Below are 235 nucleotides of genomic sequence, written 5' to 3'. Positions count from 1 at the left end.
GCCGGGCATTCTCCTCGCCGATATCGCGAGCCATTTGGCAGCTCCAAGTGCAGTGCCGCATCGCGTCTCCTCTTCCATGAGACATCCCGGAAAGCCCACTCTTTCTCGCAGATTCCATTGCCTCATCCGCTGCCAACCGAGCCTTTATAGCATCAACTACGCCTACAAGTTTAATGGCGCTACGCGCCTCACTTCCACGACGCTCCCTGCCACCAGCCTCTTCGACTTTTCCAGA

Annotated in this window: 1 protein-coding gene; it reads right to left on the bottom strand. The window is 57.0% G+C overall.

Going from position 1 to position 235, the window contains the following annotated elements; translation table 11 throughout:
• The coding region (locus SB658_RS27595) for a DUF6973 domain-containing protein (RefSeq protein ID WP_410603760.1) at positions 1-235 on the bottom strand (235 nt) is incomplete at both ends.

The sequence above is a fragment of the Bacillus sp. SIMBA_008 genome (assembly GCF_046535495.1).
In the GTDB taxonomy this organism is placed as follows: Bacteria; Bacillota; Bacilli; order Bacillales; family Bacillaceae; genus Bacillus; species Bacillus subtilis.
The sequence above is the reverse complement of the archived record's forward strand: the minus strand, read 5'-3'. Positions and strand labels throughout refer to the sequence as shown.